This window comes from Pseudomonas sp. HMSC065H01 (genome assembly GCF_001815235.1).
Classification (GTDB): Bacteria; Pseudomonadota; Gammaproteobacteria; order Pseudomonadales; family Pseudomonadaceae; genus Pseudomonas; species Pseudomonas aeruginosa.
Map to the genome: position 1 here is coordinate 31,162 of NZ_KV819854.1, position 24,284 is coordinate 55,445.

General features: G+C 65.9%; 19 protein-coding genes. 3 read left to right on the top strand and 16 right to left on the bottom strand.

The window, feature by feature from the left end:
• Positions 1–1,690: methyl-accepting chemotaxis protein (locus tag HMPREF3014_RS05230; RefSeq protein ID WP_070753824.1), on the bottom strand; the 1,690-nt coding region annotated here is incomplete at its 3' end.
• Between the two features lie 258 nt (positions 1,691–1,948).
• On the opposite strand from HMPREF3014_RS05230, the gene HMPREF3014_RS05235 reads away from it, so the two are divergent.
• From HMPREF3014_RS05235 to HMPREF3014_RS05245, 3 genes are all read left to right on the top strand, one after another.
• Positions 1,949–3,274 (top strand): Na+/H+ antiporter family protein, encoded by a 1,326-nt coding sequence (locus HMPREF3014_RS05235; protein WP_003113382.1) that lies wholly within the window; start codon positions 1,949–1,951, stop codon positions 3,272–3,274.
• 113 nt (positions 3,275–3,387) lie between these two features.
• Positions 3,388–5,073, top strand: coding sequence for a methyl-accepting chemotaxis protein (locus tag HMPREF3014_RS05240; RefSeq protein WP_010895628.1), 1,686 nt, complete (start codon positions 3,388–3,390; stop codon positions 5,071–5,073).
• A 159-nt stretch (positions 5,074–5,232) separates the two neighbouring features.
• The gene (locus tag HMPREF3014_RS05245; protein ID WP_003113380.1) at positions 5,233–6,291 is read left to right on the top strand and encodes an AI-2E family transporter; all 1,059 of its coding nucleotides are present in this window, start codon (positions 5,233–5,235) and stop codon (positions 6,289–6,291) included.
• Between the two features lie 47 nt (positions 6,292–6,338).
• On the opposite strand, the gene HMPREF3014_RS05250 is transcribed toward HMPREF3014_RS05245, so the two are convergent.
• The 15 genes from HMPREF3014_RS05250 to HMPREF3014_RS05320 form a co-directional block, all read right to left on the bottom strand.
• A complete protein-coding gene (locus tag HMPREF3014_RS05250) occupies positions 6,339–7,742 on the bottom strand; it encodes an RtcB family protein (RefSeq protein ID WP_003116715.1) in 1,404 nt (467 codons plus the stop codon).
• 119 nt (positions 7,743–7,861) lie between these two features.
• Positions 7,862–8,671 carry a class I SAM-dependent methyltransferase gene (locus HMPREF3014_RS05255; protein WP_023087240.1) on the bottom strand — a complete coding sequence of 270 codons (810 nt, stop codon included), beginning with the start codon at positions 8,669–8,671 and terminating at the stop codon, positions 7,862–7,864.
• Between the two features lie 114 nt (positions 8,672–8,785).
• On the bottom strand, positions 8,786–10,246 hold the full coding sequence (gene nuoN, locus HMPREF3014_RS05260; protein WP_023087241.1) for an NADH-quinone oxidoreductase subunit NuoN: 1,461 nt from the start codon (positions 10,244–10,246) through the stop codon (positions 8,786–8,788).
• 7 nt (positions 10,247–10,253) lie between these two features.
• Complete coding sequence (gene nuoM / locus HMPREF3014_RS05265) at positions 10,254–11,783, bottom strand: NADH-quinone oxidoreductase subunit M (protein ID WP_003097684.1); 1,530 nt, start codon at positions 11,781–11,783, stop codon at positions 10,254–10,256.
• Positions 11,784–11,810: 27 nt separating this feature from the next.
• Positions 11,811–13,658, bottom strand: a complete 1,848-nt coding sequence (gene nuoL / locus HMPREF3014_RS05270) for an NADH-quinone oxidoreductase subunit L (RefSeq protein ID WP_003097681.1) — start codon at positions 13,656–13,658, stop codon at positions 11,811–11,813.
• Entirely contained in the window at positions 13,655–13,963 is a 309-nt protein-coding gene (gene nuoK, locus HMPREF3014_RS05275) for an NADH-quinone oxidoreductase subunit NuoK (RefSeq protein WP_003090475.1), read from the bottom strand. The genes nuoL and nuoK overlap by 4 nt, the downstream gene beginning before the upstream one ends.
• Before the next feature lie 45 nt (positions 13,964–14,008).
• The gene (nuoJ, locus tag HMPREF3014_RS05280) at positions 14,009–14,509 is read right to left on the bottom strand and encodes an NADH-quinone oxidoreductase subunit J (RefSeq protein WP_003090473.1); all 501 of its coding nucleotides are present in this window, start codon (positions 14,507–14,509) and stop codon (positions 14,009–14,011) included.
• Positions 14,510–14,520: 11 nt separating this feature from the next.
• Positions 14,521–15,069 carry an NADH-quinone oxidoreductase subunit NuoI gene (gene nuoI / locus HMPREF3014_RS05285; protein ID WP_003090467.1) on the bottom strand — a complete coding sequence of 183 codons (549 nt, stop codon included), beginning with the start codon at positions 15,067–15,069 and terminating at the stop codon, positions 14,521–14,523.
• Between the two features lie 11 nt (positions 15,070–15,080).
• Positions 15,081–16,076 (bottom strand): NADH-quinone oxidoreductase subunit NuoH, encoded by a 996-nt coding sequence (nuoH, locus tag HMPREF3014_RS05290; protein ID WP_003090465.1) that lies wholly within the window; start codon positions 16,074–16,076, stop codon positions 15,081–15,083.
• Positions 16,073–18,790 (bottom strand): NADH-quinone oxidoreductase subunit NuoG, encoded by a 2,718-nt coding sequence (gene nuoG / locus HMPREF3014_RS05295; protein WP_023087242.1) that lies wholly within the window; start codon positions 18,788–18,790, stop codon positions 16,073–16,075. The genes nuoH and nuoG overlap by 4 nt, the downstream gene beginning before the upstream one ends.
• Positions 18,791–18,921: 131 nt before the next feature.
• Positions 18,922–20,268 carry an NADH-quinone oxidoreductase subunit NuoF gene (gene nuoF / locus HMPREF3014_RS05300; RefSeq protein WP_003097674.1) on the bottom strand — a complete coding sequence of 449 codons (1,347 nt, stop codon included), beginning with the start codon at positions 20,266–20,268 and terminating at the stop codon, positions 18,922–18,924.
• Positions 20,265–20,765, bottom strand: coding sequence for an NADH-quinone oxidoreductase subunit NuoE (gene nuoE / locus HMPREF3014_RS05305; RefSeq protein ID WP_003090460.1), 501 nt, complete (start codon positions 20,763–20,765; stop codon positions 20,265–20,267). The genes nuoF and nuoE overlap by 4 nt, the downstream gene beginning before the upstream one ends.
• A gap of 1 nt (position 20,766) precedes the next feature.
• Entirely contained in the window at positions 20,767–22,548 is a 1,782-nt protein-coding gene (gene nuoC, locus HMPREF3014_RS05310; protein WP_003090458.1) for an NADH-quinone oxidoreductase subunit C/D, read from the bottom strand.
• 80 nt (positions 22,549–22,628) lie between these two features.
• Positions 22,629–23,306, bottom strand: a complete 678-nt coding sequence (locus HMPREF3014_RS05315; protein WP_003090455.1) for a NuoB/complex I 20 kDa subunit family protein — start codon at positions 23,304–23,306, stop codon at positions 22,629–22,631.
• A gap of 10 nt (positions 23,307–23,316) precedes the next feature.
• Complete coding sequence (locus HMPREF3014_RS05320; protein WP_003090452.1) at positions 23,317–23,730, bottom strand: NADH-quinone oxidoreductase subunit A; 414 nt, start codon at positions 23,728–23,730, stop codon at positions 23,317–23,319.
• Positions 23,731–24,284 lie beyond the last annotated feature (554 nt).

Consider the following 24,284-nt stretch of genomic DNA (forward strand, 5'->3'; position numbering starts at 1 on the left):
TGAGCGCCAGCAGGTTGGTCTGCTCGGCGATGGCGCGGATCACTTCCAGCACCGAACCGATTTCCTCGCTGCTGCTGGCCAGTTGCTCGACCTGGCCCATGGCGCTGGTCAGGTTGGCGGCCAGGCTGTCGATGCTCTGGGTGGTGCGGTCGATCAGCGCCAGGCCGTCGCGGGTCGCCTGGTCGGCACCGCGCGCGGCGTCGGCGGCCTGGGCGGCGCTACGGGCGACGTCCTGGGCAGTGGCGGTCATCTCGTGGGATGCGGTGGCGACCTGGTCGATCTCGCGGAACTGCTGCTGCATGCCGGCGCTGGTCTGGCTGGAAATCGCCGCCGACTGGTCGGCGGTACTGCGCGCATCGCGCACCGAGACCTTCACGTCGCGGATGATCGGCTGCAGCTTGTCGAGAAAACGGTTGAACCAACCGGCCAGTTCGCCCAGCTCGTCGCGCCCGGTGTGCGGCAGACGCTGGGTCAGGTCGCCTTCGCCGCTGGCGATGTCGCGCAGCATGTGGGCGACGCCGAGGATCGGCCGGGTCACGCCGCGGGCGCTCAGCCACAGCACCAGCAGGCCGAGCACCGCGGCGCCGAGGCCGAGGCCCAGTTCGACCCAGGTGCCTTCGCGACGCATGTCGTCCAGTTGCCGCTCCAGCGCCAGGGCCGGGCCGAGCAGGGCGCTCTTCGGCACTTCGAGGAGCACGCCCCAGGGCTTGGCGCCGGGAATCGGCTGCAACGGTTGCAGCACCTTGAGGTCGTCGTTCTCGTTGAACAACCGGCTCTTGCCGGCGGCCAGCAGTTGCAGGAGTTCGCCGGCGTGCTGCGGATCCGCCTTGGCCAGGTTCTTGCCGAGCAGGCCGGCGTCGCGGCTGTTGCCGGCGAACAGCCCGGCCGGGCTGAGGATGCCGACCTGGCCGACGCCGTCGTAGAGTTCGCGGTTGCCCTGTTCGCTGAGCGCCTGCAGGTTGCTCAGGTTGATGTCCAGGCCCATCACGCCGATCACCTTGCCATCCAGTTCGAGGGGAAAGGCGATGCTGGTCATCAGCAGTTGGCGTTCGCCGACCTTGTCGAAGTAAGGATCGAGCACGCAGGGTTGCCCGCTTTCCTTCGGGCAGGTGTACCAGGCGTTGTAGGCCGCGCCGCTGGGCCCGCTGCTGGTGTCGGCGAGTTCGGACTCGATCATCGACTCGGATTCCAGCTGTCCCGGCGTGGCCTGCGCCCAGTACAGGGAGAAGCGTCCCTTGTCGTTGCTGCCCAGGGCGGGCTGGTCGACGAACAGTTCGTCCTTGCCGTCCAGCGCATTGGGTTCGAAGACCACGTACAGGCCGAGCACCTCGGGATTGGCGGCGAGCGCGGTGCGCACCTGGCGGGTCAGGTCTTCGCGCAGGTCGTAGGCATCGAGGAAGCGCTTCTGCGCCTGGTCGCGGAGGAACAGGATCTGCCGGGAGAAGCCCTTGCCGTACTGGAAGGCATCCATGAAATAGCGCTGGATGCGTAACGCCTGCAATTCCCCGCGGGCTTCCAGGCGCAGGCGCGCCGATTCGTCGAGCATCTGTGTACTGGCGCTTTTCACCAGCACGCTGCTGTGCTGCATGCGGTAGACCGAAAGGCCGACCAGCAAGGCGACCACGCCGAGCAGGCAGAGCCCTGCCAGCAGGGTGATCTTCCATTGGATGGACAGGCGGCGAAGGAACATGGGAGGGGTCCTTGTACGAAGAAACTGCGGGGGCCCAAGGCTTATCGGCAGGGCTCGCCCATTCTTGACGACGGTCCGGTCGCTGGCGCCGGATTGCCGTCGTTCGGCGAATCGCACGCAAGAACCGTGCACAACGGTTTATAGCCAGGCGACATTCGCGCATGCGCGGCTTTGACAGGCGGGGATGGCTGTAGCAGAGTACGCCCCTTTTTTCGGCCGCAGACGGTCGAGTTCGTTTCATTTGCAAGGAGTTCAACGATGAACGCAGTGGTGCTGGCGGTGGGGCTGATGCTCGTCCTCAGCCTTTGCCGTGTGCATGTCGTGCTGGCGCTGATCATCGGCGCGGTGGTCGGCGGACTGTTCGGTGGCCTAGGCCTGGAGGGGACTCTCAAGGCCTTCAACGGCGGCCTCGGCGGGGGTGCCACGGTGGCCCTGTCGTACGCCATGCTCGGCGCCTTCGCCGTGGCCATCGCCCGCTCCGGCGTGGCCCATGCGCTGGCCGACAAGGTCCTGGCGCTGCTCGGCCGGCACGACGAGCAGGGCAAGGGCGCCGGTGCGTTCAAGTGGATCCTGGTCGGCCTGCTGCTCTGCGTGGCGGTATCCTCGCAGAATATCCTGCCGATCCATATCGCCTTCATCCCGCTGCTGGTGCCGCCGCTGCTCTATGTGCTGAGCAAGCTGCAGATCGACCGGCGATTGATCGCCTGCGTCATCACCTTCGGCCTGATCACCCCGTACATGTTCCTGCCGGTGGGCTTCGGCAACATCTTCCTCAATGAAATCCTGCTGGCCAACGTGGCGCGCAACGGCGTCGACGTCAGCGGGATCAACGTCACCCACGCCATGTTCATCCCAGCCCTGGGCATGCTCGCCGGGTTGCTCATCGCGGTGCTGTTCAGCTACCGCCGCAAGCGCGTCTACGACTTGCAGCGGATCGAGCAGGCCGAACGCGTCGATGTCAGCTACAACCCGAAGAGCCTGGCGGTGGCCGGGGTATCCATCGTCGCCGCGTTCGTCGCACAGCTGTGGCTGGACTCGATGATCATCGGCGCGCTGGTCGGTTTCGTGGTCTTCTCGCTGTCCGGCGTGGTGCGCTGGAAGGAGACCGACGACCTGTTCACCGAAGGCATGAAGATGATGGCCACCATCGGTTTCATCATGATCGCCGCGGCCGGTTTCGCCGAGGTGATGAAGGCCACCGGCGAGGTGCAGAGCCTGGTCGACGCCTCGGTGGCCTGGATCGGCAACAGCAAGGCGGTCGGCGCCATGCTGATGCTGCTGGTCGGCCTGCTGGTCACCATGGGCATCGGCTCGTCGTTCTCCACCGTGCCGATCATCGCCGCGATCTTCGTCCCGCTGGCGGTGCAACTGGGCTTCAGCCCGCTGGCCATCGTCAGCATCGTCGGCACCGCCGGCGCGCTGGGGGATGCAGGTTCTCCGGCGTCGGACTCGACCCTTGGGCCGACCTCCGGGCTCAACGTCGACGGCCAGCACAATCACATCTGGGACACCGTGGTGCCGACCTTCCTGCACTACAACCTGCCGTTGCTGGTGTTCGGCTGGGCCGCCGCGATGTTGCTCTGAGTTCCATCTCGGGCGGTCGCCTGACGGAATGTCGGGCCGGCCGCTTAAGCTTCCGACGGGATTGCCGATGAAACGGGAATCCCGTTTTTTATTGGGCGTCATGCTAGGAGTTGATGATGCGTCTGACCCTGAAATCCAAAGTCCTCCTGCTGGCCATGGTGCCGGTGCTGCTCTTCGCCCTGGTGCTCAGCGGCGGAGCGGTGCTGATCCTGAAAAAACAGGCTGATGCCGAAGTCAAGGATACCCGCGAGCGCCTGCTCGGCGACCGTCGTGCCGAACTCGAGCACTACGTGCAGATCGCCATGGGCAGTATCCAGGCCGAGTACGACCGCTCGGCCAACGGCGACCTGAATGCCCGCGCCGAGGCCATCGCGCGCCTGTCGAAGATCAAGTACGGCAAGGACGGCTATATCTTCGGCTACGACTCCCAGGTGGTGCGCCTGTTTCGCGGCGACAGCCCGGTGGACGTCGGCAAGAGCTTCCGCGACCGCCGCGATCCCAGCGGCGTCTACCTCAACCGCGAACTGGTGGAGGCCGGCCGCAACGGCAGCCACTACGTGACCTATACCTCGCCGCTGCCGGGCAACGAGAGCGTCATGGTGCCCAAGCTGTCCTACACCCTGTACCTGCCGAAGTGGGACATGGTTATCGGCTCGGCGATCAACCTCGACGGCGTCGAGGCCCAGTTGGTGGAAATCAAGCAGGACATCGACGAGCGTATCGGCACCCTGATCGCCAGTATCGTGGGGATCGCCGGCGTCCTTCTGGTGGTCCTGCTGGTGATCGGCCTGGCGGTGGCCAACGCGATGCTGCGGCCGTTGCACCAGATCCGCCAGAACCTCGATGACATCGCCGCCGGCGAAGGCGACCTGACCCGTCGCCTACCGGTGACCAGCTACGACGAGCTGGGCGAGCTGGCCGGTTCCTTCAACCGCTTCGTCGAGAAGATCCACGGTCTGGTGCGGCAGATCGCCGGGATGACCGGCGACCTCAAGCAACTGGTGGAGCAGATGTCGGCCCAGGCCGAGCGTTCCGAGCAGGCCATGGAGCGCCAGCGCCACGAGACCGACCAGGTCGCCACCGCGATCAACGAGATGTCCGCCGCCGCCCATGAAGTGGCGCAGAGCGCCCAGCGCGCCGCCGAGGCCGCGCAGCAGACCGACCACGAAGGCCAGGCGGCCAAGCGCGTGGTGGACGGCAGCATCGAGCGCATCCACGCGCTGGTGGACGAGATCCGCGACAGCGGGACTTCTCTGGATAGCCTGCAGCAGGACGTGCAATCCATCGTCAGTGTGCTCGGGGTGATCCGCTCCATTGCCGAACAGACCAACCTGCTGGCGCTCAACGCGGCCATCGAGGCGGCCCGTGCCGGCGAGGCCGGACGTGGCTTTGCGGTGGTCGCCGACGAAGTGCGGGCGCTGGCCAGCCGCACCCAGCAGAGTACCCAGGAAATCCAGGGCATGATCGATCGCCTGCAGCAGGGCACCAACGCCGCGGTCGACGCCATGCGCCGTTCCGGCGAGGCCGGCGAGGGCACCAGCAACCAGGCCAACCAGGCCGGCGATTCGCTGGATGCCATCGCCCAGCTGATCGCCACCATCAACGCGATGAACGCGCAGATCGCCAGCGCCGCCGAGGAGCAGACCGCGGTGGCCGAGGAGATCAACCGCAGCGTGCACCAGATCGCCGGCGCGGTGGACAGCGTCGCCGACGAGGCCCAGCAGGGCGCGCAGACCGCCCGCAGCCTGGCGCAACTGGGCCAGGGCCTGGGCCGGCTGGTCGGTCAGTTCCGCATCTGACCCTTCCCCCGCGCGACCGCTGCCGGCAAAAGAGCCAGCCGGCAGTGGTGCGCCACAGAGCCTTCCTGTCATTATTCGGCGGAGTCGGCCGGCAGTCGTGAACGATCCACGTCCGCCGGCTGACTAATGCTTTGCTTCCCACTGCCAGATGGATTGGACATGCTCGACACGAAACTGGAATCCCGGACTTTTCTCCTGTTGCTGGCGGTGGTCACGCTCGCCTTCGGCTGGCTCTTGCTGCCGTTCTACGGCGCGGTGTTCTGGGGCACCATCCTGGCGATCATCTTCGCCCCGGTGCAACGCCGCCTGCAGGTGCGCCTGAGGGATCGGAAGAACCTCGCCGCGCTGATCACCCTGCTGATCTGCGTGCTGATCGTGATCATCCCGGTGATCTTCATCGCCGGTTCGCTGGTGCAGGAAGGCGCGAGCGTCTACCAGCGGGTCAAGTCCGGCGAACTGAACTTCGCCGCCTACCTGCAGCAGGCGGTGGCTGCCTTGCCGCCATCGGTGCACCAGTGGCTGGAGCGCTTCGACCTGGCCAATCTCTCGAGCCTGCAGGAGAAGCTCTCCTCGGTGGCGATGCAGGCCAGCCAGGTGGTGGCGACCAAGGCGTTCAGCATCGGCCAGAACACCCTCGACTTCGTCATCAGCTTCGGCATCATGCTCTACCTGCTGTTCTTCCTCCTCCGCGACGGTCGCGTGCTCGGCCGGCGGATCAAGCAGGCGGTGCCGCTGAGCCAGGAACACAAGCACCACCTGTTCGCCAAGTTCACCACGGTGATCCGCGCCACGGTGAAGGGCAACATCGCCGTGGCTGCCACCCAGGGCGCTCTCGGCGGCCTGATCTTCTGGCTGCTGGGCATCGAGGGCGCCTTGCTCTGGGGCACCCTGATGGCCTTCCTGTCGCTGCTGCCGGCCATCGGTGCGGCGCTGATCTGGGCGCCGGTGGCGGCCTACTTCCTGCTCACCGGGGCGATCTGGCAGGGTGTAGTGCTGATCCTGTTCTGCGTGGTGGTGATCGGCCTGGTGGACAACATCCTGCGCCCGATCCTGGTCGGCAAGGACACCAAGATGCCGGACTACGTGGTGCTGATCTCCACCCTCGGCGGCATGGCCCTGTTCGGTCTCAACGGCTTCGTCATCGGCCCGCTGATCGCTGCGCTGTTCATGGCCAGCTGGGACCTGTTCACTGGCCGCGAGGAAGAACCGCAGGCCTGAGTCGCGCCCGTGGCAGACAAGCCCCGCGAATGCGGGGCTTGTTCGTTTCAGGCCTTGAAGGTCAGCCACGGACGCAAGCGTGCCAGCGGCCGGATCAGCCCGGCACGCTCCTGGGCATCGATCACCGGCCCCACCGGCTTGTAGGCGCCCGGGGCCTCTTCGATGCGGCGCTCCTCACGGAGGGTCACGCAGTGCCAGGGCAGCGCGCTGTCGCCCGGGCCTTTCAGCGCTCGTAGCGCCTGCCGGCGGATGCTGCGGCCGGCCCCATGGCTGCAGGACCATAGCCAGTCCGGGTGTCCCAGGCCGCTGGCGATGTACGAGTAATCGCCCATCGAGCCGGGAATCAGCAGCAGATCGCCCTGGCGGGCCGGCGTGGCGCCCTTGCGGTGGAGATTCAGGCCCTGTTCCTGGAGCACCACGTTGTGCGGGACGTCCACCAGCAGGGCGCTGTCGTCGCGCTGGAAGGTCTCGCGCAAGACCTTGCGCACCAGCTCCGCCAGCACCACCCGGTTCAGCCAGGCATAGCGCGCAGCGCCACCCATGGCCTGGAGGTATTCTCCGGCCAGCTCGCCGCCCAGCGCGTAGAGGCCGGACGCGGGGTGGCGCCGGCCGCGCGGCCAGGCGGTGCGGGCACGGTCCATCCAGCGCTGGCCGACGTGGAAGCCGACATCGCGCGAGCCGCTGTGGATCATCACCACCAGTTCGTCGGCCCTGAGGCCCAGGGCGAAGGCCTGGTGGCGGTCGAGCAGGCGGTCCACCACCTGCAACTCGACGAAGTGATTGCCGGAACCGGTGGTACCCAGGCCGGGATCGCGGATCAGGCTGCGGCGGCGATCGCGCAAGGCCTCGGGGGCATACTCGAGACGCCCGCCGAATTCATCCAGGCCGATGCAGCCCTGTAACTCGCGGAACAGCCGCGCCTGGTCGACCTCGGCCCACAGGCCGTCTTCGCTGAGACGCTCCAGGCAGTGCCCGGGGCTTTCGGCGAACAGCGCTTCGAACGCCTGGACCCGCAATGGTACGTCGCGACCGTTACGCAGCAGGACGTGGGTCAGGCCGGCGACCAGGGCTTGCCTGTGCTCCTCGGCGCTGGACAGGGTCAGGCCGGTACGCAGCAGGCGCATGCCGCAATTGATGTCGGTGCCGATGGCAGCGGGAATGACGAAGTCCGCCGTACTGGCGACGATGGAGCCGACCGGGGCGATGCTGCCGGGATGGAAGTCCGGCGTGGCGCAGGCCTTGCAGACGTGCCCGGTGTCGCCGGGTGCCTGGACCGAGGCGAAGTCGAGCAACTGGCGCACGGCCTTTTCCTCCAGCGCGAAGCTGGCGGGCAGCAGGACCTGGGCCGAAGTACCGTCGTGACGACGGGTGAGGGTGACGATGTCCTGCTGGCGGTCGACGAGGATGCCGCTGCGCAGGAAGGCTTTTTCAAGCCGGGAATGTTTGGACATGACAGTGCCGCTCTACAGACAATGCGAAGCCGTCCGGTGGAAACCGGAGGCTGGCGTCTTTCCGCTCAGCAGCACAGGCGGGAAGGGAGCGCGGACTCTAAGGTCCGCGCGCGCCGCTGTCAACCGGCGGCGGACCTCGGCTTGAGCGCGCAGGTGGCGAGGAAGGTCGGCATGAAGCGGTCGATGACGAAGCGCGGGTGCGGTTGCCAGTCTTCGTAGAAATCCTGCAGCAGCAGGCCGGCGGCGAGCAGGCCGGCGATCTGCTGGGTCAGGCTATGGCCGAACACCAGGGCTTCGCCTTTCTCGCGCTTTGCCGCGAGGGCTTCGGCGGAGAGGCTTTCCAGGTCGGAGTAGGGCAGGCGATGTCGCGGCCGGATCAGGCCCTGCTCTGCCAGTTCCGGCGAGCGGTCCTCGATGAACAGCGCCGGGTTGTAGAAGCTCGCCAGCAGCTTGCCGCCCGGCCGCAGCACCCGCGCGCATTCGCGCCAGACCGGCAGGACATCGTCGACGTAGAGATTGGAGATGGGATTGAAGACCAGGTCGAAGGAGGCATCGGCGAAGGTCGAGAGGTCGCGCATGTCGCCCTGCACGCAGGCCAGTTCGAGGCGGTCGCGGGCGGCGACCTGGCGGTCCTTGTCCAGCTGTCCCGCCGAGGCGTCGAACAGCGTGACCCGTGCGCCGGCGGCGGCAAGGATCGGCGCCTGCTGGCCGCCGGCCGAGGCCAGGCAGAGGATCTCGCGGCCGCGTACGTCGCCCAGCCAGTGAGCGGGTAACGCGCCCGGGGTCAGCTTCACCGCCCAGTCGCCGCGGCGTGCGGCGGCGACCTCTTCGGCGCTGACCGGTCGCGACCATTCGCAGTCACGGGCGGCCTGGGCGTCCCAACTGGCGCTGTTGTGTCGCAGGACGTCGATATCGTGGAAGGTGGGCATGAGGCCTCCGGGTTCATCCATGGAGCGCGGAGCATGCCACGGTAGCGGGGCAGGGTGCGTGGGGCGGGCCAAAGAAAAACCCCGCCGAGGCGGGGTTTTCGTGGAGCGGGCGACTCAGCCGGCGAGGGCCAGGCCGGAATGCTGGAGGATTTCCAGCAGCGGCTGCGGGTAGACGCCGAGGAAGAACGCCAGCAGGGCGATGGCCACCAGCATGATGCCGCCGGCGCGCTGGCCCCAGTTGAACGGTGCGTCGTGCTGGCGGATGCCGGGCTCGACCAGGAACAGGGTGACCATGACCCGCAGGTAGTAGTACAGGCCGATGGCGCTGCCCAGCACCAGGGCGCCGATCAGCCACCACAGGTGCGACTCGACGCCGACCGCGATCACGTAGAACTTGCCGATGAAGCCGGCGGTCAGCGGGATGCCTGCCAGCGACAGCATCATCACGGTCATCACCGCGGTCAGCACCGGTCGGCGCCAGAACAGTCCGCGGTACTCGAACAGCGCATCGGCGTCGCGGCCGCTGTACGGGGTGGACATCAGGGTGATCACGCCGAACGCGCCGAGGGAGGTCAGTACGTAGGTGGCCAGGTAGACGCCGACCGCTTCCACGGCCATGCCCTTGCTGGCGATCAGGGCGACCAGCAGGTAGCCCAGGTGGGCGATGGACGAGTAGCCGAGCAGGCGCTTGATGTTGCTCTGGGTCAGTGCCAGCAGGTTGCCGAAGAGGATCGAGGCGACCGCGATGACGCTCAGGGAGATGTTCAGCAGTTGGTTGTCCAGGGCCGCCGGGGCGATCTGGAACAGCCGCAGCAGCACGGCGAACACCGCGACCTTGCTGGCGGTGGCGAGGAACGCCGAGACCGGCGCCGGGGCGCCTTCGTAGACATCCGGGGTCCACAGGTGGAAGGGCACCAGCGACAGCTTGAAGCCCAGGCCGACCAGCATCATGCCTACGCCAACGCTGACCAGCGGACCGCTCAGCACGTGCTCGGCAACCTTGGCGCCAAGGCCGGCGAAGCCCAGGGTACCGGACTCGGCGTAGAGCAGGGCCATGCCGAACAGCAGGAAGGTGGAGCCGGCGGCCGAGAGCACGGTGTACTTGATGCCGGCTTCCAGCGAGCGCTTGTTGAAGAAGGCGTAGGCGACCATCCCGTAGACCGGGACCGAGAGCAGCTCCAGGCCGATGAACAGGCTGGCCAGGTGCTGCGCGCTGACCAGCACCAGGCCGCCGGCGGTGGCCAGCAGCAGGAGCAGGTACAGCTCTTCGCGGTTACCCGGATAGCTTTCCATGTAGGCGTGGGCGAGGGTCACGCAGGCCAGGGCGGAGACCAGCACCAGGGCCATGTAGAAGCAGGCGTAGTTGTCCACCAGCACCAGCGGTGTCACCTCGATCGGGGTGACGCCGAGGACCGGCAGCAGCGACAGCAGGGCCAGGTTGAGGCCGATCACCGAGAGGGTGGCGGTGAACGAGTGATTGCGTTTCCAGGCTACCGCCAGCATCACCACCACCAGGGTGGCGCTGGTGATCAGCAGTGGCAGGAGCGCGATGAAGTGTTGAATCGTAAAGGTCATTTCGCGACTACCGTCCTGCAAGGGTGGAAAGGGCTGCGCCCAGCCATTGCTGCACGCCGTGCATGCTGGCCGCGGAGATGTCCAGCACTGGCTGCGGGTAGACCCCGAGCAGGACCAGCAGGACCGCCAGGCCGAGCACCATGCTCAGTTCGCGGGCATCGAGGCCGAGGATCGGCTCGTCGGACTGGCTGGGGCCGAAGTAGGCGCGGTGGATCATGATCAGCGAGTAGACCGAGGCGAAGACCAGGCCGAAGGTGGCGATCACGATGATCACCGGGACCACCTTGAAGGCGCCGATCAGGATCAGGAACTCCCCGACGAAGTTGCCGGTACCGGGCAGGCCCAGCGACGCCGAGGCGAAGAACAGGCTGATCGCCGGCAGGTAGGGCATGCGCGACCACAGGCCGCCCATCTTGCGCATGTCACGGGTATGCAGGCGCTCGTAGAGCTGGCCGCAGAGGATGAACAGCGCCGCGGCGGAGAGGCCGTGGGCGATCATCTGCACCACCACGCCCTGCAGCGCGACCTGGCTGCCGGAGTAGATGCCGATCATCACGAAGCCCATGTGCGAAACGCTGGAGTAGGCAACCAGGCGCTTGATGTCGGTCTGCGCGAAGGACAGCAGGGCACCGTAGAAGATGCCGATGATGCCGAGCCACATGGCGATCGGCGCGAATTCCGCCGAGGCGTTGGGGAACAGCGGCAGGGCGAAGCGGATCAGGCCGTAGGCGGCGGTCTTCAGGAGGATGCCGGCGAGGTCCACGGAGCCGGCGGTGGGCGCCTGGGCGTGGGCGTCCGGCAGCCAGGAATGCACCGGCACCACCGGCATCTTCACCGCGAAGGCGACGAAGAAGCCGAGCATCAGCAGCCATTCCACGTGGGGGCTCAGCTGGGTCTTCAGCAGGGTGGCGTAGTCGAAGGTGATCACGCCGGTGGCATTGAAGTTGACGAACACCAGGCCGAGGATCGCCACCAGCATCACCAGGCCGCTGGCCTGGGTGAAGATGAAGAACTTGGTGGCGGCGTAGATGCGGGTCTTCTTGCCGTCATCGGAACTGTGTCCCCACAGCGCGATGAGGAAGTACATCGGCACCAGCATCATTTCCCAGAAGAAGAAGAACAGGAACAGGTCGATGGCGAGGAACACGCCGATCACACCGCCCAGGATCCACAGCAGGTTCAGATGGAAGAAGCCGATGCGGCGCTGGATCTCGTTCCAGGAGCAGAGGACCGAGAGCACGCCGAGCAGGCCGGTGAGGGCGACCATCAGCAGCGACAGGCCATCCATCGCCAGGTGGATGCTGATGCCGAGACGCTCGATCCACAGCACCTTGAATTGCAGGGTCCATTCCGGCTCGCCGCCGGGCGCGGGCGCCAGCTGGAAGTCGCCGGTGGCCCAGATCCAAAGGCTCAGGATCAGGACCAGGGTCATCGAAAGCAGCGCGATCCAGCGGGGCAGGGTCTTGCTGCTGTGTTCGGCGATCCAGCAGAGGAAACCGCCGATGAAGGGGATCAGGATTAGCCAGGGCAGAATCATGACAGGCTCAGTCTCTCCGTGAATTCGTTAGGCCAGCAGCAGCGCGCCGAGCAGGATGGCGGCTCCACCCACCAGGGAAGCGGCGTACCAGCGCAGGCGGCCGTTCTCGGTGAGGCTGAGGAGGTTGTGTCCGCCGCGCACGCTGAACGGAACGACGCCCAGGGTACGGTCGATGGGGTCGCGCCCCAGCAATTGGCAGAGCAGCAGGTAGGGTTTCACGAACAGCTTGTCGTACAGCCAGTCGAAGCCCCAGGCGTGGTACCACCAGGTACCGAAGAAGCGACCCGGGGCGCTCTTCGCCAGGGCGCTGACGAAGCGGCGCTGGCCGAGGAAGAGCAGGGCGGCCAGCAGGATACCGGCGATGGCGATGGCACCCGAGGCCAGTTCCAGGCTGTGCTTGGCTTCGCCACCTGCGTGGCCGACGCTTTCCGGCAGGACGCCAGCCAGCGGCGGGGTGATCAGGGCGCCGACGAAGGTCGACAGGACGATCAGCACGCTGAGCGGCAACCAGTGGGAAATCCCGTGGCCGGCGTGGGCTTCGGTCTTCGGCTCGCCGTGGAAGGCGACGAAGATCAGGCGGAAGGTGTAGATCGAGGTCAGGAACGCACCCACCAGGCCGGCGATCAGCAGTTCGCGATGGCCGCTGGCGAAGGCCTCCCAGAGGATCTCGTCCTTGGAGTAGAAGCCCGCGGTGAGGAAGGGCAGGGCGGCCAGCGCCGCACCGCCGACCACGAAGCTGGCGTAGGCCAGCGGCAGCTTCTTCCACAAGCCGCCCATCTTGAAGATGTTCTGCTCGTGGTGGCAGGCGACGATCACCGCGCCCGAGGCAAGGAACAGCAGGGCCTTGAAGAAGGCGTGGGTCATCAGGTGGAAGATCGCCGCGTCCCAGGCGCCGACGCCGAGGGCGAGGAACATGTAGCCGATCTGGCTCATGGTCGAGTAGGCGAGGATGCGCTTGATATCGGTCTGTACCAGGGCGGCGAAGCCGGCCAGGACCAAGGTCACCGCGCCGACGATGCCGACCAGTTCGAGGATGTCCGGGGCCAGGGTGAACAGGCCGTGGCAACGGGCGATCAGGTAGACGCCGGCGGTCACCATGGTGGCGGCGTGGATCAGCGCGGAGACCGGGGTCGGGCCGGCCATGGCGTCGGCCAGCCAGGTCTGCAGCGGCAGCTGGGCGGACTTGCCGACCGCGCCGCCGAGCAGGGCCAGGGTCGCCAGGGTCAGCCAGAGGTTGCCTTCCGGGAACTTCTGCGGCGCCAGCACCAGCAGCTCCTGGATGTTCAGGGTGCCGAACTGCTGGAACAGGATGAACAGGCCGAAAGCCATGAACACGTCGCCGACGCGGGTGACGATGAATGCCTTGAGCGCCGCGTTACCGTTGTTGCGATTGCTGTAGTAGAAGCCGATCAGCAGGTAGCTGCACAGGCCCACGCCTTCCCAGCCGAAGTAGAGGAACAGCAGGTTGTCGCCCAGCACCAGGAACAGCATGCTGGCGATGAACAGGTTGGTGTAGGCGAAGAAGCGCGAATAGCCGGTTTCGCCACGCATGTACCAGGAGGCGAACAGGTGGATCAGGAAGCCGACGCCGGTAACCACGCCGAGCATGGTTACCGAGAGGCCGTCCAGGTACAGGGTGAAGTTGGTGCTGAAGTCGCCGGCCGCCATCCACTGCCACAGCACCAGGCTGTAGGCGCCGCCTTCCGGCGGACTGCTGTGGAAGCTGAAGATGGCCCAGGCCGCGCTCAGGGCGGAGAGGCCGACCGAGCCGACGCCGACCAGCGCCGAAAGGTTTTCCGACCACCTGCCGCGGGAGAACGACAGCAGCAGGAAGCCGACCAGGGGGAACAGGAAGGTAAGAGGTAGAAGGTTCATCCGCGCATCTCGCTGGCAGCGTCGATATCGAGGGTGTGGAAGCGGCGATACAGTTGCAGCAGGATCGCCAGGCCGATGCTCGCTTCGGCGGCCGCGAGGCTCAGCACCAGGATGAACATCACCTGGCCGTCGGGTTGGCCCCAGCGGCTGCCGGCGACCACGAAGGCGAGGGCGGCGGCGTTCATCATCACTTCCAGGCTCATCAGTACGAACAGGATGTTGCGTCGCACCATCAAGCCGACCAGTCCGAGGGCGAACAGGACGCTGGCGAGGGCCAGGCCGTGTTCCAGTGGTATTGCGTTCATAGCGTTACGTTCCCTTGGGGCGGGCGCAGGGCGCCCGCCGAACCTTTATTGTTTGGCGTCTTGACGACCCAGGTGATAGGCAGCGACCAGGGCCGCGAGCAACAGCATGGAGGCCAGTTCGACCACCAGCAGGTACGGGCCGTAGAGGCTGATGCCGACCGCCTTGGCGTCTACCGTGGTATGGCCGATGCCGGCACCGCTCGGGGTGCGGGCGAGGACCACCAGCAGTTCCACCAGCAGGACCAGGGCCAGGGCCGAAGGCCCGACCCAGATGCCGGGCGTGAGCCACTTGCGCTCCTGCTCGACCACGGCCGGGCCGAGGTTGAGCATCATCACCACGAAGACGAACAGAACCATGATGGCGCCAGCGTAGACGATGATCTCCAGGGCACCGGCGAAGGGTGCGCCGAGGCTGAAGAAGGTCATCGAGATGGCCAGCAGGGAAATGATCAGGTAGAGCAGGGCATGCACCGGGTTGCTGTTGGTGATGACCCGCAGCGTGGCCAGTACGGCGACGCCGGCAGCGAAATAGAAAGCGAATTCCACGCGACGTCTCCTTATGGCAGCAGGCTTTTCACGTTGATCGGTTCGGCTTCGTTCTGCGCGGCGCCTTTCGGCTTGCCGGCGATCGCCATCCCCGCAACGCGGTAGTAGTTGTAGTCCGGGTTCTTGCCCGGCCCGGAGATCAGCAGGTCGTGCTTCTCGTAGACCAGGTCCTGGCGCTTGAACTCGCCCATCTCGAAGTCCGGGGTGAGCTGGATCGCGGTGGTCGGGCAGGCTTCCTCGCACAGGCCGCAGAAGATGCAGCGCGAGAAGTTGATGCGGAAGAACTCCGGATACCAGCGACCGTCCTCGGTCTCGGCCTTCTGCAGGGAGATGCAGCCAACCGGACAGGCCACGGCGCACAGGTTGCAGGCTACGCAGCGTTCCTCGCCGTCGGGGTCGCGGGTCAGGACGATCCGGCCACGATAGCGCGGCGGCAGGTAGACCGGCTCTTCGGGGTATTGCAGGGTGTCGCGCTTGCGGAAGGCATGGCCGAAGATCATCACCAGGCTGCGAAGCTGGGTGAAGGTGCCATGCACGACGTTGATGATTTCTTTGATCACGGTGGTTCTCCTTACTGGGCCGCGGCCAGCACGAGCGCGCCGGTCACCAGCAGGTTGATCAGGGTCAGCGGCAGGCACACCTTCCAGCTGAACGCCATCACCTGGTCATAGCGCGGACGCGGCAGCGAGGCGCGGATCAGGATGAAGAGCATGATGAAGAAGCCGGTCTTGGCGGCGAAGTAGAAGAACGACAGCCAGGGCAGGGTGTCCAGGAACGGACCGTGCCAGCCGCCGAAGAACAGGGTCGCCAGCAGCGCCGAGACCAGTACGATGCCGATGTACTCGCCGACGAAGAACATGCCCCATTTCATCCCGGCGTACTCGATGTGGTAGCCGTCCGCCAGTTCCTGCTCCGCTTCCGGCTGGTCGAACGGGTGACGGTGGGTCACGGCGACGCCGGCGATGATGAAGGTGCAGAAGCCGAAGAACTGCGGAATGATGAACCAGACGTTGTCGATCTGGTACTGGACGATGTCGCGCATGTTGAACGAGCCGACCTGGGCGACGATGCCCATCAGCGACAGGGCCAGGAACACCTCGTAGGAGATGGTCTGGGCCGAGGCGCGCAGGCTGCCGAGCAGGGCGAACTTGTTGTTGCTCGACCAGCCGGCGAACAGCACGGCGTACACCGTCAGGCCGGCCATGGCGAAGAAGAACAGGATGCCGATGTTCAGGTCCGCCACGCCCCAGGTGGGGGTGATCGGCACGATGGCGAAGGCGACGAGCAGGGCGCCCATCGCGATCACCGGGGCCAGGGTGAAGATCATCTTGTCGGCGAACGGCGGGGTCCAGTCCTCCTTGAAGAACATCTTGACCATGTCCGCGCCGAGCTGGAACGCACCGAACGGACCGACCCGGTTGGGGCCGTAGCGGTCCTGCCAGAGGCCGAGCAGGCGGCGCTCGACCCAGCTGAGCAGGGCGCCGCAGATGACCACGGCGAGCAGCACCACGATGGCCTTGACCACGGTGAGGATGATGGTGACCAGAGCGGGAGTCAGCCAACTCATTGTGCAGCCTCCTGCAGACCTTCCACGGAGCAGCCGGCGATCGCCGCCGGGATGCCGGCGAAGCCGACCGGCAGGCCGATCAGGCCGGCGCCGAGTTGTTCATCGATGCGCAGCGGCAGGCGCAGGGCCTGGCCCTTGAGCTGGAAGCCGAGGGTCGCGCCGTCGTTGACGCCGAGGCGGTCCGCGTCTTCCTTGGACAGGGCGACGTAGGTCTCCGGGATGCGCTGCTGGATCGGCGCGGCCCGCGAGCTGTTTTCCTCGCTACCGAACAGGTGGTACAGAGGCACTACCTTCCAGCTGTCGGCCTTGGCGCTGAACGGCACCGGCACGGCCTGGAACCAGTCGAGGCCTTCGCCCTTCGGTTCGATCAGGCGCACGCCGGGGTCGCCGGCGCGCAGGTGGCCGCCGACCTCGTCCTGGAACTTGTTCCAGGCCTGCGGCGAGTTCCAGCCCGGCGACCAGGCGAACGGGATCTGCTGACGGTCTTCCTGGCTGCCGGAGTAGCCTTCCATGGAGAAGGCGAACGCCGAGTCGATGTCCTGCGGGGTGCGCGGCTCGTGCACGCTGATGTTGGCGCGCATGGCGGTGCGCCCGCTGTAGCGGTGCGGTTCGCGGGCCAGCTTGAGGCCCTTGATGCGGAACGAGGCGGCCGGTGCGGCGTCGCGGATACCGGCCAGGATCGGCTTGGCCTCGGCCACGGCTTCGGTGACGTGGTCCAGCTGGGTCCAGTCGACGCGCTTGCCTTGCAGGGTGCTGTGGATCGCATGCAGCCAGCGCCAGCCCTCGCGGACCATGTTCCTGGCGTCGTAGTAGGTCGGGTCGAACACCTGGAAGAAGCGCTGGGCGCGGCCTTCCTGGCTGACCAGGGTGCCGTCGCCTTCGGCGAAGCTGGCCGCCGGCAGCACCAGGTGCGCCTTGGCGGTGGTGGCGGTCTGCTGGTGATCGGCGACGATCACCACCCTGGCCGCCGCCAGGGCTGCGTCGACACGGGCGGCGTCGGTGCGGCGGTAGAGATCGTTCTCCAGCACCACCACGGCGTCGGCCTGTCCGGAGGTCAGTCGCTCGAGCGCGGCTTCCACGGAGTCGCCGCCGAAGAGCGCCAGGCCGAGGCTGTTGGCTTCGCCGACCACCAGGCTGATGGAACCGTTCTTCTCGCGCTGCTTGAGGGCCTTGGCGATGTTCGCCGCGGCTTCGATCAGTGCCTTGTTGCCCAGCGAGTTGCCGGACACCAGCAGCGGACGCTTGGCCGCCAGCAGGGCATCGGCGATGCGCTGGGCGAAGGCCTGGGCCTGCGGGTCGAGGTCGGCCACGGCTGGAGCGCTCGGGTCGATCGCGTGGGCCACGGCGAAGCCGAGGCGGGCGAGGTCGTCCGGTGCGGCGTGGACGGTTTCCTCGGCCACGTCGTCGAGGCGGGTCGCGCTGACGCTGGCGATGAACAGCGGGTTCTGCGCGTGCTGGGCGATGTTCTTCACCGCGGCGTCGAGCCACGGCTGGACCTTCATGTCGGCGGCCATCTCGACGGCCTTGCCCTTCACCGACTGGCGCAGGGCCAGGGCGATGCGGGCGGCGGTCTGGGTCAGGTCCTCGCCGAGGACGAAGACCGCGTCGTGGTCCTCGATGTCGCGGATGCTCGGCACCGGCAGCGGGCCTTCCTGCATGACCTGCAGGATCAGGCGCAGGCGGTCGAGCTCGCCTTCGTTGATGCCGCTGTAGAAGTTGCCTTCGCCAACCAGCTCGCGCAGGGCGAAGTTGCTTTCCAGGCTGGCGCGCGGCGAACCGATGCCGACCACCTTGCGCTCCTTCAGCAGGGCGGCGGCCTGGTCGAGGGCGCCGTCCAGGCTCAGCTTCTGCTTGCTCAGCACCAGCAGCGGCTGGCGCGGACGGTCTTCGCGGTTGACGTAGCCGTAGCCGAAGCGACCGCGGTCGCAGAGGAAGTAGTGGTTGACCGAGCCGTTGTAGCGGTTCTCGATGCGGCGGATCTCGCCGTAGCGCTCGCCGGGGCTGATGTTGCAGCCGCTGGAGCAGCCGTGGCAGATGCTCGGGGCGAACTGCATGTCCCACTTGCGGTTGTAGCGCTCGGAGTGGGTCTTGTCGGTGAACACGCCGGTGGGGCAGACCTCGGTGAGGTTGCCGGAGAACTCGCTTTCCAGCACGCCGTCCTCGACCCGTCCGAAGTAGACGTTGTCGTGGGCGCCGTAGACGCCGAGGTCGGTGCCGCCGGCGTAGTCCTTGTAGTAGCGCACGCAGCGGTAGCAGGCGATGCAGCGGTTCATCTCGTGGGCGATGAACGGGCCGAGTTCCTGGTTCTGGTGGGTGCGCTTGGTGAAGCGGTACCGGCGCTCGTTGTGGCCGGTCATCACCGTCATGTCCTGCAGGTGGCAGTGACCGCCTTCCTCGCACACCGGGCAGTCGTGCGGGTGGTTGGTCATCAGCCATTCGACGACGCTGGCGCGGAACTGCTTGGCCTCTTCGTCTTCGATGGAGATCCAGGTGTTGTCGGTGGCGGGGGTCATGCAGGACATGACGAGGCGACCACGCTTGTCGTTCTCGTCGGTGTACTGCTTCACCGCGCACTGGCGGCAGGCGCCGACGCTACCGAGCGCCGGGTGCCAGCAGAAGTAGGGAATGTCGAGACCGAGGGACAGACAGGCCTGCAGGAGGTTGTCTGCACCATCGACTTCGAGCGTCTTGCCGTCTACGTGGATAGTGGCCATGGTTCAAGTCTTCGTTGGCCCGTTGTCAGCGGGCGTGGCTAATAGAAACTCACGGTTCCGTCGGGCCTGCGGCCGGGCCGCGGCACGACGACGAAACATCGCCGGACGGCTGGCCGTCCGGCTGCAAAGCATCAGGCGCCGACCGTTGCCGGGCGCGGCGCGGCCGAAGGCTGGCGGGAGATGCCCGCCTCGAATTCGGCACGGAAATACTTGAGGGCGCTGCCCAGCGGCTCGACGGCTCCCGGCGCGTGGGCGCAGAAGGTCTTGCCTGGGCCGAGGAAGTTGACCAGCTGCTCGAGGGTCTCGAGGTCGCCGGGCTGGCCTTCGCCCCGCTCCAGGGCGCGCAGCAGCTTCACGCTCCACGGCAGGCCATCGCGGCAGGGGGTGCACCAGCCGCAGGACTCGCGGGCGAAGAACTCTTCCATGTTGCGCAGCAGGGAAACCATGTTGATGCTGTCGTCCACCGCCATGGCCAGGCCGGTGCCCATCCGGGTGCCGACCTTGGCGATGCCGCCGGCGAACATCTGCGCATCCAGGTGCTCCGGGAGCAGGAAGCCGGTACCGGCGCCGCCGGGCTGCCAGGCCTTGAGCTGGAAGCCGTCGCGCATGCCGCCGGCGTAGTCCTCGAACAGCTCGCGGGCGCTGACGCCGAACGGCAGTTCCCACAGGCCGGGGTTCTTCACCTTGCCGGAGAAGCCCATCAGCTTGGTGCCCATGTCTTCGCTGCCGGGGCGGGCCAGGGTCTTGTACCAGTCCACGCCGTTGCCGACGATGGCCGGCACGTTGCACAGCGTCTCCACGTTGTTCACGCAGGTCGGCTTGCCCCAGACGCCGACGGCGGCAGGGAAGGGCGGTTTGGAACGCGGGTTGGCGCGGCGGCCTTCCAGCGAGTTGATCAGCGCGGTCTCTTCGCCGCAGATGTAGCGGCCGGCACCGGTGTGGACGAACAGCTCGAAATCGAAGCCGCTGCCGAGGATGTTCTTGCCGAGCAGGCCGGCGGCCTTGGCTTCGTCGATGGCGCGGTTGAGGTTGCGCGCCGCGTCGACGTATTCGCCGCGCAGGAAGATGTAGCCGCGGTAGGCCTTCAGCGCGCGCGCGGAAATCAGCATGCCTTCCACCAGCAGGTGCGGCAGCTGCTCCATGAGCATGCGGTCCTTCCAGGTGTTCGGCTCCATCTCGTCCGCGTTGCACAGCAGGTAGCGGATGTTCAGCGACTCGTCCTTCGGCATCAGGCCCCACTTCACGCCGGTGGGGAAGCCCGCGCCGCCGCGGCCCTTGAGGCCGGAGTCCTTGACGGTCTGGACGATGTCGTCCTGGGCCATCTGGGTCAGCGCCTTGCGCGCCGCGGCATAGCCGTCCTTGCTCTGGTATTCCTCGAGCCAGACGGGCTGGGCGTCTTCGCGCAGGCGCCAGGTCAGCGGATGGGTTTCCGCCGAACGCGCCATGCGGTTGGCCGGACCAATGGAGGTAAGGGTCATACGTAGGCCTCCAGCAGTTTGGCGACACCGTCGGGACGCACGTCGCCATGGGTGTCGTCGTCGATCATCAGCGCCGGGGCCTTGTCGCAGTTGCCCAGGCAGCAGACCGGGAGCAGGGTGAAGCGTCCGTCGGCGGTAGTCTGGCCGAGACCGATGCCGAGTTGCTTCTGGATCTCGCCGACCACCGACTCGTGGCCGCCGATGTAGCAGACCATGCTGTCGCAGACGCGGATGATGTGGCGGCCCACCGGCTGGCGGAATATCTGACTATAGAAGGTGGCGACGCCTTCGACGTCGCTGGCCGGGATCCCCAGCACCTCGCCGATCGCCGGGATGGCGCCGTCCGGCACCCAGCCGCGCTGTTTCTGGACGATCTTCAGGGCTTCGATGGACGCCGCGCGCGGGTCCTCGTAGTGATGCATTTCATGCTCGATGGACGAGCGCTCGGTTTCGCTGAGGACGAAACGGTCGGTCTGAATCAGGTTGCTCTGGCTCATGTCAGCGGTCCACGTCAGCCATAACGAAATCGATGCTACCCAGGTAGGCGATCAGGTCCGCGATCATGCTGCCGTTGATCACCGAGGGGATCTGTTGCAGGTGCGCGAAGCTGGGCGTCCGGATACGCGTGCGGTAGCTCATGGTGCTGCCGTCGCTGGTCAGGTAGTAGCTGTTGATACCCTTGGTCGCCTCGATCATCTGGAAGGCTTCGTTGGCCGGCATGACCGGGCCCCAGGAAACCTGCAGGAAGTGGGTGATCAGGGTTTCGATGTGTTGCAGCGTGCGTTCTTTCGGCGGCGGCGTGGTCAGCGGATGGTCGGCCTTGTAAGGGCCTTCCGGCATGTTCTTCAGGCACTGTTCGATGATCCGCAGGCTCTGGCGCATCTCGCCCATCTTGACCATGCAGCGGTCGTAGGCGTCGCCGTTGTGGGCCAGCGGTACCTCGAACTCGAAGTTCTCGTAGCCGGAGTAGGGGCGGGCCTTGCGCAGGTCGAAGTCGCAACCGGTGGCGCGCAGGCCGGCGCCGGTGGTGCCCCACTCGAGGGCTTCCTTGGTGTTGTACTGGGCGACGCCGATGGTCCGGCCGCGCAGGATGCTGTTCTTCAGGGCCGCGGTCTCGTACTCGTCGAGGCGCTTGGGCATCCAGTCGAGGAACTCGCGGACCAGCTTGTCCCAGCCGCGCGGCAGGTCGTGGGCGACGCCGCCGATGCGGTACCAGGCCGGGTGCAGGCGGAAGCCGGTGATGGCCTCGACCACCTTGTAGGCGCGCTGGCGGTCGGTGAAGGTGAAGAACACCGGGGTCATGGCGCCGACGTCCTGGATATAGGTGCCCAGGTACAGCAGGTGGTTCAGGATACGGAAGAACTCTGCCATCATGATCCGGATCACGTCGACCCGCTGGGGCACCTTGATCCCGGCGAGCTTCTCCACCGAGAGTACGTAGGGCAGGTTGTTCATCACCCCGCCGAGGTAGTCGATGCGGTCGGTGTAGGGGATGAAACTGTGCCAGGACTGGCGCTCGGCCATCTTCTCGGCGCCGCGGTGGTGGTAGCCGATCTCCGGGACGCAGTCGATGATCTCCTCGCCGTCCAGTTGCAGGATGATGCGGAACGCGCCGTGGGCGGACGGGTGGTTCGGGCCGAGGTTGAGGAACATGTAGTCCTCGTTCTCGCCGTGGCGCTTCATGCCCCAGTCTTCCGGCTTGAAGCGCAGGGCTTCCTGCTCCAGGTCCTGCTTGGCGGCGGACAGGGAGTAGGGATCGAACTCGGTGGCGCGCGCCGGGTAGTCCTTGCGCAGCGGATGGCCCTGCCAGGTCGGCGGCATCAGCATGCGGGTCAGGTGCGGGTGGCCGGTGAAGGTGATGCCGTACATGTCCCACACTTCGCGCTCGTACCAGTTGGCGTTGGGCCAGATACGGGTGGCGGTGGGCAGGTTGAGGTCGCGCTCGGACAAGGCGACCTTGATCATCACGTCACTATTACGCTCCAGCGACATCAGGTGGTAGAACACGCTGAAGTCGGCGCTCGGCAGGCCGCGGCGATGGGTGCGCAGCCGCTCGTCGACGCCGTGCAGGTCGTAGAGCATCACGTAGGGCTTGGGTACCTGACGGAGGAAGGTCAGGACTTCGATCAGTCTTTCGCGCGGAACCCAGAGCACCGGCATGCCGGTACGGGTGGGCTGGACGGTGAAGGTCTCGGCGCCAAAGCGGGAATTCAGTTCGACGACGATATCCTGGTCGTCTGCCTTGTAAGGCGGGATGTACAGAGCGGAGTCTGCAGTCATGGTCTCGGTCGCTTTCGGTCAACGGTGGGGTGAACGCGGCTGGTCTCGGCCGGCCAGCGGGGCTGGCCGGGAGTTCCGGATCACACTTCGTCGGGGCTGCGCAGGTTGGTCACCTGGATGCGCTGCTCGCGTTTCAGGTCTTTCTGGGCCGGCATTTCGGCGCGGTAGACCCCCTGGTCGCCAACGACCCAGGACAGCGGGCGGCGCTCCTGGCCGATGGATTCCTGCAACAGCATCAGGCCTTGCAGGAACGCCTCCGGACGGGGCGGGCAGCCGGGGATGTAGACGTCCACGGGGAGGAACTTGTCGACCCCCTGGACCACCGAATAGATGTCGTACATGCCGCCGGAATTGGCGCACGAGCCCATGGAGATGACCCACTTGGGTTCGAGCATCTGCTCGTAGAGGCGCTGGATGACCGGGGCCATCTTGATGAAGCAGGTGCCGGCGATGACCATGAAGTCGGCCTGGCGCGGCGACGCCCGGATCACTTCGGCGCCGAAGCGGGCGATATCGTGCGGCGCGGTGAAGGCGGTGGTCATCTCCACGTAGCAGCACGACAGCCCGAAGTTATAGGGCCAGAGCGAGTTCTTGCGACCCCAGTTGACGGTGGAGTTCAGCACATCCTCGAGCTTGCCCATGAAGATGTTCTTGTGAACCTGGCCCTCGACCAGCGGGTCGGCTACGGTTTCCCGTTCGCCTATCGGGTATTGGTCGTTGGCCGCATCGGGATCGATCCGGGTAAGTTTGTATTGCATCGCCAAAGCCTCATTGTTTTAGCTTCGCCTGCCGCTTGCGACGGCTTTCGGGAGCCCAATCGAGCGCACCGATCCGCCAAAGATAGACAAGACCCGCCAACAGAATTGCTATGAAAATGGTTGCCTCGATCAGGCCGGCCCAGCCGCTTTCGCGAACCGACACCGACCAGGCGAAGAGGAAGAGGGCTTCGACGTCGAAGATCACGAAGAGCATCGCGACCAGATAGAATTTTGCCGAGAGACGCAGGCGTGCGCCTCCGGTGGGGACGATCCCGGATTCGAAGGGTTCGTTCTTGCTGCGACCAAATGCCTTGCTGCCAAGCAGGGACGAAACCCCTAGCATGAAGGCGAGAAGGCCAACGACCCCTAGAAGGAAGGCAGCGAATCCCCAGTGATGAGCTGCAAGTTCAGCTGGGTTTGGCATGCTGATACTCCTTCTGTACCGGATATATAAGATCGTGGGTTCTGGGCGCAATGCCCGACTTCTTGTGCAACCCGCTGCGTAGTGAGCTAAGGGTTGTATGTATCTTTCCGATTTTATGCCCAAAGCGCCGGACAAGTAAATTTTTCTAACACAAACAGACGCTTCTCTGCTTTTTCCAGCGCTTTGGTTAATCCCCGAAACCCTCGTGAATGCTGTCTTTGCGAGAAATGGCGCGGCCTGGCTGGCTTTTGGTCGTATTGCCGCGAAGCGTGGTGGAGGGCTCTTTGCAAGGCTTCAAACGATAATGAATATCGTTTGCAATGTCGCATCCGTATAACTTCGCTACATATATTCTTCGCCGCGTTACTATTGTTTACCCTTTTATTGGTAATTACTCTCGCCCAATCCGTTATTGCATTAAACCGGGAATATTCTCCGGGCCGGGCGCATGGCGGTTTTTCTTCTTTCCGCACCATGGCAACCCGGCTGCGGCGCCGCCTGGGGCTGCGCCCGCGGTTCTTCGTGACGGATGCGAAGGCGCTGGGCAAGGTTTG

Excerpts from the sequence above, each read along its gene's own strand:
- HMPREF3014_RS05235 (WP_003113382.1), top strand. The coding sequence starts at position 1,949 with ATGAACGCAGTGGTGCTGGCGGTGGGGCTGATGCTCGTCCTCAGCCTT.
- HMPREF3014_RS05240 (WP_010895628.1), top strand. The coding sequence starts at position 3,388 with ATGATGCGTCTGACCCTGAAATCCAAAGTCCTCCTGCTGGCCATGGTG.
- HMPREF3014_RS05245 (WP_003113380.1), top strand. The coding sequence starts at position 5,233 with ATGCTCGACACGAAACTGGAATCCCGGACTTTTCTCCTGTTGCTGGCG.
- HMPREF3014_RS05250 (WP_003116715.1), bottom strand. The coding sequence starts at position 7,742 with ATGTCCAAACATTCCCGGCTTGAAAAAGCCTTCCTGCGCAGCGGCATC.
- HMPREF3014_RS05255 (WP_023087240.1), bottom strand. The coding sequence starts at position 8,671 with ATGCCCACCTTCCACGATATCGACGTCCTGCGACACAACAGCGCCAGT.
- nuoN (WP_023087241.1), bottom strand. The coding sequence starts at position 10,246 with ATGACCTTTACGATTCAACACTTCATCGCGCTCCTGCCACTGCTGATC.
- nuoM (WP_003097684.1), bottom strand. The coding sequence starts at position 11,783 with ATGATTCTGCCCTGGCTAATCCTGATCCCCTTCATCGGCGGTTTCCTC.
- nuoL (WP_003097681.1), bottom strand. The coding sequence starts at position 13,658 with ATGAACCTTCTACCTCTTACCTTCCTGTTCCCCCTGGTCGGCTTCCTG.
- nuoK (WP_003090475.1), bottom strand. The coding sequence starts at position 13,963 with ATGAACGCAATACCACTGGAACACGGCCTGGCCCTCGCCAGCGTCCTG.
- nuoH (WP_003090465.1), bottom strand. The coding sequence starts at position 16,076 with ATGAGTTGGCTGACTCCCGCTCTGGTCACCATCATCCTCACCGTGGTC.
- nuoG (WP_023087242.1), bottom strand. The coding sequence starts at position 18,790 with ATGGCCACTATCCACGTAGACGGCAAGACGCTCGAAGTCGATGGTGCA.
- nuoF (WP_003097674.1), bottom strand. The coding sequence starts at position 20,268 with ATGACCCTTACCTCCATTGGTCCGGCCAACCGCATGGCGCGTTCGGCG.
- nuoE (WP_003090460.1), bottom strand. The coding sequence starts at position 20,765 with ATGAGCCAGAGCAACCTGATTCAGACCGACCGTTTCGTCCTCAGCGAA.
- nuoC (WP_003090458.1), bottom strand. The coding sequence starts at position 22,548 with ATGACTGCAGACTCCGCTCTGTACATCCCGCCTTACAAGGCAGACGAC.
- HMPREF3014_RS05315 (WP_003090455.1), bottom strand. The coding sequence starts at position 23,306 with ATGCAATACAAACTTACCCGGATCGATCCCGATGCGGCCAACGACCAA.
- HMPREF3014_RS05320 (WP_003090452.1), bottom strand. The coding sequence starts at position 23,730 with ATGCCAAACCCAGCTGAACTTGCAGCTCATCACTGGGGATTCGCTGCC.